Source organism: Pantoea stewartii subsp. stewartii, from assembly GCF_008801695.1.
GTDB lineage: Bacteria > Pseudomonadota > Gammaproteobacteria > Enterobacterales > Enterobacteriaceae > Pantoea > Pantoea stewartii.
Map to the genome: position 1 here is coordinate 1 of NZ_VZPF01000119.1, position 9,064 is coordinate 9,064.

Sequence of the window (9,064 nt, forward strand, 5' to 3'; positions counted from 1 at the left end):
GCTCTGGCCATGGTTCGAGCGCTGAACAGAATGACAAAGGCAGGAATGCCAGAAAGTGTCCGTATTGCCTGAAACTCTGCCCTGCTACAGGGACACTCGCCCCGAATCTGATTTATTCAACAAAGCCGATGACCGCCTATCTCGCCACCAGTCCAGTTGGCCTGGACACCGTGGCGATCATTGCGGCCGGAAGCGGAGTGGATATGGCGTTTGTAATGGCGATGCAAACCCTGCGGTTATTCACCATTCTCCTGACCGGCCCGGCAATGGCGCGTTTTCTTTCACGCTTTGCGCAGTCGGCCCCGCGCTGAAAACACGACGGCATCCAGAATGAAGACCAGCAATGCCAGCCAGATAAAGCCAAACGTCAGCATTTTATCCGGCGTGATGGTTTCGCCATAAAACAGCACCGCCAGTAAGAACATCAGCGTTGGGCCAAGATACTGAAAGAAGCCAACCGTCGACAGGCGCAGCCGGGCACAGGCTGCGGCAAAGAACATCAGCGGAATGGTGGTCACAATACCTGCGGCGATCAGCAACAGATTCAGGCTGGCGGGATTGGCGGTAAGATGGCTGGTACTGCTGTCTGCAAAACCAAATAAATACAGCGCGGCCAGCGGAAACAGCTACAGCGTTTCAATCAGCATACCGCTCTGAGCATCGACCTGAATTTTCTTCCTCATGAGGCCGTAAAACGCAAAGCTGAAGGCCAGGCCTAATGCAATCACCGGCACCGAACCAAACTGCCACAGCTGCAAAAGGACGCCAGCGGTAGCGAGCGCCACAGCAAGCCACTGCAGGCGACGAAAACGTTCGCGCAGGAAAACCATACCAAACACAACGTTAATCAAAGGGTTAATAAAATAGCCCAGACTGGCTTCTAGCATATGCTGGTTATTCACCGCCCAGATAAACAGCAGCCAGTTACCGCCCACCGTGACGGCGGTCAGCGCCAGTAGCAAGACCTTTTTGGGTTGGCGCACGACGCTTCTGACCTGCCCCCAGCTGCGGCTAAGCGTAATCAACAGCAGCATAAACAAGGCTGACCAGATTACCCGGTGCGTCATGATTTCAGTCGCAGGGACGGCTTTAACTAATTTGAAGTAGGCAGGTGCAATGCCCCATATGAAATAAGCGCCAAGCGCAAAACCTATTCCCTGACGGGTTTGCTGGGTATCCATAAATCATCCTGAAAGTTCGTTCTGTACCAAAAGTCACTGAGAGAAAGCGGCGTGACAGAGGGCCGCAATGTTACCGCAGTCCCCGTCATGTCTGTAGCCCGATCTGGCAACAGGCAGGGTCAGGCTTTGTCCTGCTCACGGGCACGCTGGCGGGAAAGACAAATGGCCTGATGATTGTCATCCGCCCACGCAATCAGTTGCTGCATCGGTTTAAGAAAAGAACGACCTAACTCTGTCAGACTGTACTCAACCCGTGGCGGCACTTCCGGATAAAGAGTCCGCAGGATATAGCCGTCCACCTCCAGCCGTTTCAGCGTTCGTGACAGCACCTGACGAGCGACATCGCCAATATGGCGGTGCAGCTCATTGAAGCGCAGCGTGCGCTCGGCCAGCGCCTCAAGAATCAGCAAACTCCATTTATCGCCAATCCGGTCAAGTACATCCCGAATGGGGCAAGGCTGTTCATAACTGAATGTGTTAGGGGATGACACAGACATGGAAAGGGTTCCTGCACGTTGTAATAGTCACTTTCATGTGACTGAGTCAGCACAAAGTGACGTCTTGTTATCCATTTTGCGCGGATGTACCATCCGCAGCGACAACAGTCTATTTTTGTGACCTGGTGTGATATCAAAACCCGATGGCGCGTCCGGGCCATGCCCGGCACCCTGTATAAAGTGATCCTCTGGCGCGGAGCGGTTAGCGCTGTAACGAATGAGCAAGGAGAAAAATGATGGCAACCTTTCTGAAAACCCTGCTGCTGACGGCAGGTATCCTGACAGCGAGCGCTGGGTACGCCGTGCAACCGAAAGAAGGCCGCGATCTTAACGTGGAAGAGGCCAATCGTGCGCTGGTGATCAACTTTTATAATCAATTTTTCAATCAGCACAAGGTGACAGAAGCGGCCCGGGTCGTGGCGGACGATTACCGCCAGCACAATCCCGGGGTGCCGAATGGCAAGGCACCGCTGGTTAACTTTTTCAGCGATTTTTTCAGCAAAAACCCACAGTCAAAAGCGCGCATCGTTCGCAGTGCAACCGACGGTGATCTGGTATGGCTGCATGTTCACTCGACCAATGGTGAACACGATCGTGGTCAGGCTGTTACGGATATTTTCCGCGTGAAAAACGGCAAAATTGTCGAGCACTGGGATGTGATTCAGGCCGTACCGGCGACCTCAGCGAATACCAATACGATGTTCTGAGGCAGTCAGGATACTGTGTGGCAGGGCCTGAACGGTGCCACGCGTCGATTCGCTTAACCGGTCAGGTAGGTCGCGGTTGCGGTGGCAATGTAAAGGCCCTGCTCATTATGTAATTCCACCCGCGCCACAGAGACTTTATTGCCGGCACGCAGTAAACGGCTGCTGGCAATAAAGCGCTCGCCCCGTCCGGGACGGAGATAATCCACCCGCATATCAATCGTCCCCATACGGGACAGTCGCTGGCGCAGCACGTCTTCACTTATCTGCTCATCACGTGTCAAGGCATGGCTCACGCACACCATGCCCGCGGCGACATCCAGTACCGCTGCTGTTACACCACCATGAAGAATGTGCTGGGCGGCATTGCCCACCAGCATGGTTTTGTTGGCAAAACTGATTTCTGCGTAATCGGGTTCCAGGCGATCCAGTTCCAGACCCAGCGCCTGATTAAACGGCATGTGATAAATAAAAATTTCACCGACGAGGCGGCGAGCGTCCTGCTGAGTCAATAGCACGGATGACATGGTGTTTAGTCCTGAACAGCTGGTAATTGAACTGTAGATGTTAATAAGATGTTTATTCTATGCTTCGCTCGACAGGGTTTCCAGTTTAGGAAATCAGCGCTGATGTTCACCCACTTTTGTGTGTAGAATGTCCTGCTTTTTACAACACCCATTCGCTTTTATGAATACGCAGTTTTCACCGGAGAATCCTATGCGTAAGTATCGCGCCTTGCTGGCGGCAATGTTACTTCCTGCTTTGGCGCAGGCGGACGAAGCCACAATTAAACATGTTCACGATGCACCGCAGGTGCGAGGCAGCATCATTGCCAACCTGCTGGAGCAGCACGACAACCCGTTTGTGCTTTATCCTTACGAAAATAATTATCTGCTTTACACCTATACCAGCGACATAAATAAAGAGGCGATTTCCTCTTACAACTGGGCAAAAAACGCACGTAAAGATGAAGTGAAATTCCAGCTCAGCCTGGCATTTCCGTTGTGGCGTGGCATCGTCGGTGACAACTCCGTATTAGCGGCGTCTTATACTCAGCGCTCATGGTGGCAGTTATCCAATAAAAAAGAGTCGTCGCCTTTCCGTGAGACGAACTATGAGCCACAGATTTTCCTGGGCTGGGCGACCGATTACTCGTTTGCCGGCTGGACACTGCGTGACGTTGAGGTCGGTGTGAATCATCAGTCTAACGGCCGCAGCGATCCGACCTCACGCAGCTGGAACCGTGTTTATACTCGTCTGATGGCGCAGAACGGTAACTTCCTGGCCGAGATCAAGCCCTGGTTCCGTATTTCAGAAAGCGCGAATAATGACGACAACCCCGATATCACCAAATACATGGGTTATTATCGTGCGAAGTTAGGTTACGCCATGGGCGACAGTATTTTCAGCGTTGAAGGCAACTATAACTGGAATAGCGGCTACGGCGGCGCTACGCTGGGCTGGAGTTATCCGATCACCCAACACGTTCGTTTCTATACGCAACTGTTTAGCGGCTATGGCGAATCCCTTATTGACTACAACCATCGTCAGACACGCGTCGGTGTGGGCGTGACACTCAACGATTTATTTTAATTAACCATCAAGTCAGGATCACAGTGGCAACCTCGGCAGTTCTTAATCAGGAAGCGTTGGCGCAGCAGGTATTACAGGATACCTTCGGCTACCAGCAGTTTCGTCCCGGTCAGCAGGCCATTATCAATGAAGCGCTGAATGGGCGAGACTGCCTGGTGGTGATGCCAACCGGCGGCGGGAAATCACTCTGCTATCAGATCCCCGCGCTGGTGCGTGAAGGGCTGACACTGGTCGTCTCGCCCTTGATCTCGCTGATGAAAGATCAGGTGGATCAACTGCTGGCAAATGGTGTTGCGGCGGCGTGTCTCAATTCGACCATGACCCGCGAGCAACAGCAAAACGTCATGGCGGACTGCCGAAACGGACGCGTAAAGTTGCTCTATATTGCGCCCGAACGCCTGATGATGGATAACTTCCTGGAAAGCCTGGCGCACTGGCAGCCAGCGATGCTGGCGGTGGATGAGGCGCACTGCATTTCTCAGTGGGGACACGATTTCCGGCCCGAGTACGGCGCACTGGGGCAGATGCGTCAGCGCTTTCCCGATCTGCCGGTTATGGCGCTCACGGCGACCGCCGACGAAACCACCCGCCTTGATATCGTCAACCTGCTGCATATGCAGGACCCGCTGATTCAAATCAGCAGTTTTGATCGACCTAATATACGCTATACGCTGGTGGAAAAATTCAAACCCACCGAGCAGTTACTGCGTTACGTACAGGATCAGCGGGGCAAGTGCGGCATCATTTACTGCAACAGCCGGGCAAAAGTTGAGGACACGGCCGCGCGCCTGCAGAGCCGCGGTCTCAGCGTGGGTGCCTATCATGCCGGTATCGACAGCGCGCAGCGCGCCCGCGTGCAGGAAGCGTTTCAGCGCGACGATCTGCAAATTGTGGTCGCCACCGTGGCGTTTGGCATGGGCATTAACAAACCCAATGTGCGGTTTGTGGTCCATTTCGACATTCCCCGCAATATCGAATCCTACTATCAGGAAACCGGCCGTGCGGGTCGTGATGGCCTGCCTGCGGAAGCGATGATGCTTTATGATCCTGCAGATATGGCCTGGTTACGTAAATGTCTCGAAGAGAAACAGCCCGGCCCGCTGCAGGACATAGAGCGGCATAAATTGAATGCCATGAACGCCTTTGCTGAAGCGCAGACCTGTCGCCGTCTGGTGCTGCTGAACTACTTTGGTGAAGGGCGGCAGCAACCTTGTGGTAACTGCGATATCTGTCTCGATCCGCCTAAGCGCTATGACGGTCTGGTTGAAGCCCAGAAAGCGCTTTCGAGTATTTACCGTGTCGGCCAGCGATTTGGCATGGGTTACATCGTTGAAGTTTTGCGCGGCGCGAACAATCATCGTATCCGTGAACAGGGTCACGACAAGCTGCCGGTTTATGGGCTGGGTAAAGAGAACAGCCATGAGCATTGGGTGAGTGTGCTGCGTCAGCTGATTCATCTGGGGTTAGTCACCCAAAATATTGCCATGCATTCTGCACTGCAACTTACCGAAGCGGCCCGACCGGTGCTGCGCGGTGAAGTCCCGCTGATGCTGGCGGTACCACGGCTCATTACAACCAGACCGAAAAGCAGCAGTTCGGCAAAAGTCTACGGGGGTAACTATGACCGTAAGCTGTTTGCCAAACTCCGCAAGCTGCGTAAGGCGATAGCGGATGAAGAGAACATTCCACCCTATGTGGTCTTTAACGACGCCACATTGCTGGAGATGGCGGAACAGATGCCGGTCAGTGCGTCAGACATGTTGAGCGTGAATGGGGTCGGTCACCGTAAACTCGAACGTTTCGGTAAGCCCTTTTTGCTGATGATTAAAGAGCATCTTGATGAAGAGTAAAGAGGCATTACCATGTTGATATTGTTTGGCACGATTGCGTTGGTCCACCTTGTTGCGCTCATGAGCCCCGGCCCGGATTTCTTTTTCGTTTCGCAAACGGCGGCCAGCCGTTCGCGCAAAGAAGCGATGTTGGGTGTGTTGGGCATTACGCTGGCGGTCATGATCTGGGCAGCGGTGGCGTTAATGGGCCTGCATTTGATCCTGCAAAAAATGGCCTGGCTGCATCAAATCATCATGGTCGGTGGCGGGCTTTACCTGTTATGGATGGGATGGCAGCTGATCCGTTCCGCGCGTCAACGTCATAAGCAGCCGGTACAGCAGGAACCTGTCGTCGATCTGCCAAAGAAAGGCATGAGCTTTATCAAAGGGTTGTTAACCAATCTCTCTAACCCCAAAGCGGTGATCTATTTTGGTAGCGTCTTCTCATTATTTATCGGTAACGATGTCGGTGGGCTGGAGCGCTGGGGATTGTTTGTGTTGATTAGCGTCGAAACCTTTGCATGGTTTTCTCTGGTCGCCGCAATTTTTGCTTTGCCATGGATGCGGGATAAATATCAGCGTGCCGCGAAGTGGGTGGATGGCATGGCGGGCGTACTGTTCGCCGGGTTTGGCATTCATCTTATCCTGTCACGCTAAGGTCGCCAGACCGGCTTTATGCGGCCGCCGACAGTATGCTCTGTCGTGCGGCTGCAGGTGTACATCAGGCCATTCGCCTTGCGCTGGCCAGCAGTCCGCCAATCGCAATAAATAATCCCCCGAAAATACGGTTCATCAGCTTCATCTGTTTAGGGCCTTTGATCCATCCTGCAATGCGCGTCGCTAAGGTGGCGTAACCAATCATCACCACGATATCCACCAGTACGGTGGTTATGCCCAGAACCAAATACTGCAGCATAAGGGGTTGATGAGGCAGGATAAACTGCGGAAACAGCGCGGCCAGAAACACAATACTTTTGGGATTGGTGAGGTTCACCATGACAGCCCGTTTAAACAGGCGACGACGCGGCATCGCTTTTGACATCGCGTTGAGATCAATGGCGCCGGCAGCCCGCCACTGTTGAATACCCAGCCAGACCAGATAGCCGGCACCGGCCCATTTCAGAATCTCAAACGCCAGCAGCGACTGAGAAAACAGCGCGCCAAGACCAATCCCTACCAGGGCGATATGCAGCGCGAGCCCTACCTGCAGACCGGAGATGGAGGCGACGGCACCACGATAACCCTGGCTGATGCCGGTGCTCATGGTGTTAATCGCGCCTGAGCCGGGTGAGAGGCTCAGAATTGTGGTGGTAAGAAGGTAGGTCAGCCACCATTCGATGGTCATGGGTTGTACTCCCGGTCTCGTCTGAAGTGTGACACAATACGCCAGAATGCTGCGCAGAGCCATGGACATCATGCGGCCGTTCAGACTCTTTTTTTCCGGCAATCAGGAGGGCGGATGAAGCAACACAGGGCAAGCTGGCTGCGACGCGAAAAGGCCTTTGCCGCCTTTGCTACTGGTCCACTGCTTGATTTCTGGCACAGCCGTGAAGAGTGTGAATTCACTGGCGTTGGAAACCTGACATTGCGCTATGTCCGGTTCATTTCACCGCAACATAAACGCGTCATCCTTATCGTGCCGGGGCGCATCGAAAGCTACGTTAAGTATCCCGAACTGGCTTACGATCTTTTTCACTGCGGCTTTGATGTGATCGTGCTCGATCATCGCGGTCAGGGGCGATCGGATCGTCTGCTGGATGACTCTCACCGCGGGCATGTGGTGGAGTTCAGCCATTATGTTGATGACCTCGAAACGCTTTATCTCAAAGAGATTGTGAGCCGTCATTATCAGCAGCGCTATGCACTGGCTCATTCGATGGGCGGCGCGATTTTGACGCTCTTCCTGGCGCGTCAGCCCGGTGCATTTCATGCCGCCGCGCTGGTGGCTCCCATGTTTGGGATTGCGTTGCCGTTACCCGCTTTTCTGGCGCATAAGATTCTTGACTGGGCGGAAAAGCGCCCCGCTGTGCGTGAGGGTTATGCATTAGGCACAGGGCGCTGGCGGGCGCACCCTTTCGGCATAAACCGGTTAACGCACAGCCATGAGCGCTACCGCCGCAGTCTGCGTTTTTATGCGGATGATCCGGCTATTCGCGTGGGCGGACCTACGTATCACTGGGTCAGAGAAGGGATTCATGCCGGGCGCAATATTCTGAGCCAGGTGGATAACATTACGACTCCGTTGCTGGTGCTGCAGGCCAGTGAAGACAGCGTGGTGGATAATCGCTCGCAGGATCTGTTTTGTGACGCGATGGCGGCAGCCGGTCACCCCTGTCAGGGCCGGACACCGCAGGTTATCAGCGGCGCGCGCCACGAGATCCTGTTTGAAAAGGACAGCATGCGCGCCGAAGCGCTCAATACCATCGTCGATTTCTTTTTATCGCAGCATTAGTTCGCAATTTACATTACCGGCTACGGCCAACCGACACCGATACCCGAGGTTTTCATGTACCACATTGTTGTGTCCGATCTGGATGGCACACTGCTTTCTCCCGAACATCGCCTGACCGCCAATGCGCGCGAAACGCTTCAGCAACTTGTCGCGCAGGGCATTCACTTTATTTTTGCCACAGGCCGTCATCACATTGATGTCGGGCAAATGCGTGACAAGCTGGGGATTCCGGCTTACATGATTACGTCAAACGGCGCACGTGTTCACAATCCGGCAGGGGAGCTGGTTTTTAGCCACAATCTGGACGCGGACATCGCCCACGATCTGTTTGGTCTGCAGTATCATCATCCGGACGTGCTGACGCATGTTTATCGCGACGATGAGTGGTTTGTCAGCCGCTGCAGTCCGGCGGAGAAGGATTATTTTCGCGAGTCCGATTTTCACTATCAGGTTTATGAGCCGGGCATGCTGCCGACGGATGGCATCAGCAAAGTCTTTTTTACCTGTGAAGAACCGGAACACCTTGTCCCTATGGAGCAGGCCATCGAAGCACGCTGGGGTGACAGGGTTAACGTGAGTTTTTCGCTGCCGACCTGCCTCGAAGTGATGGCAGGCGGCGTGTCAAAAGGCCATGCCCTGGAAGCGGTGGCAAAACAGTTAGGCTTTACGCTTAAAGACTGTATGTAAGCGTCACATTTAAACCGTCTGTGCAGCGGGCTCCGGTTCCGGGAAAATAGTGTCCATCATTTTTTAATGGACACTATCGCGTGAAACACCGGACATGGCTCCTTGAGGCGCTTCGCCTCCA

General features: G+C 53.9%; 8 protein-coding genes and 3 pseudogenes. 7 read left to right on the forward strand and 4 right to left on the reverse strand.

Annotation, left to right across the window (positions count from 1 at the left end; translation table 11 throughout):
• Positions 1-128: 128 nt before the first annotated feature.
• A pseudogene (locus F7Q90_RS23425) lies at positions 129-311 on the forward strand (AbrB family transcriptional regulator); the annotation flags it as partial.
• On the opposite strand, the pseudogene rarD reads toward F7Q90_RS23425, so the two are convergent.
• Positions 282-1,181 (reverse strand): annotated as a pseudogene (rarD, locus tag F7Q90_RS23430) (EamA family transporter RarD). The pseudogenes F7Q90_RS23425 and rarD overlap by 30 nt on opposite strands.
• Before the next feature lie 119 nt (positions 1,182-1,300).
• Positions 1,301-1,678, reverse strand: a complete 378-nt coding sequence (locus F7Q90_RS23435) for a winged helix-turn-helix transcriptional regulator (protein WP_006121455.1) — start codon at positions 1,676-1,678, stop codon at positions 1,301-1,303.
• A 233-nt stretch (positions 1,679-1,911) separates the two neighbouring features.
• Here F7Q90_RS23435 and F7Q90_RS23440 point away from each other — a divergent pair, with 233 nt between their 5' ends.
• Entirely contained in the window at positions 1,912-2,385 is a 474-nt protein-coding gene (locus tag F7Q90_RS23440; protein WP_006121456.1) for a nuclear transport factor 2 family protein, read from the forward strand.
• A gap of 53 nt (positions 2,386-2,438) precedes the next feature.
• On the opposite strand, the gene F7Q90_RS23445 is transcribed toward F7Q90_RS23440, so the two are convergent.
• Positions 2,439-2,909 (reverse strand): thioesterase family protein, encoded by a 471-nt coding sequence (locus F7Q90_RS23445; RefSeq protein ID WP_006121457.1) that lies wholly within the window; start codon positions 2,907-2,909, stop codon positions 2,439-2,441.
• Between the two features lie 190 nt (positions 2,910-3,099).
• Between F7Q90_RS23445 and pldA the strand changes: the two genes are divergently transcribed.
• Genes pldA through rhtC form a run of 3 tightly spaced genes read left to right on the forward strand, consistent with a single transcriptional unit; the run spans position 3,100 to position 6,461 of the window.
• Positions 3,100-3,975, forward strand: coding sequence for a phospholipase A (gene pldA, locus F7Q90_RS23450; RefSeq protein WP_006121458.1), 876 nt, complete (start codon positions 3,100-3,102; stop codon positions 3,973-3,975).
• Between the two features lie 23 nt (positions 3,976-3,998).
• Positions 3,999-5,825, forward strand: a complete 1,827-nt coding sequence (gene recQ / locus F7Q90_RS23455; RefSeq protein WP_006121459.1) for an ATP-dependent DNA helicase RecQ — start codon at positions 3,999-4,001, stop codon at positions 5,823-5,825.
• Positions 5,826-5,837: 12 nt separating this feature from the next.
• Positions 5,838-6,461, forward strand: a complete 624-nt coding sequence (rhtC, locus tag F7Q90_RS23460) for a threonine export protein RhtC (protein WP_006121460.1) — start codon at positions 5,838-5,840, stop codon at positions 6,459-6,461.
• Positions 6,462-6,525: 64 nt separating this feature from the next.
• On the opposite strand, the gene rhtB is transcribed toward rhtC, so the two are convergent.
• Complete coding sequence (gene rhtB / locus F7Q90_RS23465) at positions 6,526-7,149, reverse strand: homoserine/homoserine lactone efflux protein (RefSeq protein ID WP_006121461.1); 624 nt, start codon at positions 7,147-7,149, stop codon at positions 6,526-6,528.
• Between the two features lie 114 nt (positions 7,150-7,263).
• Here rhtB and pldB point away from each other — a divergent pair, with 114 nt between their 5' ends.
• Positions 7,264-8,256 (forward strand): lysophospholipase L2, encoded by a 993-nt coding sequence (gene pldB, locus F7Q90_RS23470; protein ID WP_006121462.1) that lies wholly within the window; start codon positions 7,264-7,266, stop codon positions 8,254-8,256.
• Positions 8,257-8,310: 54 nt separating this feature from the next.
• Positions 8,311-8,940: pseudogene (locus tag F7Q90_RS23475) on the forward strand (Cof-type HAD-IIB family hydrolase); the annotation flags it as partial.
• Positions 8,941-9,064: the final 124 nt, after the last annotated feature.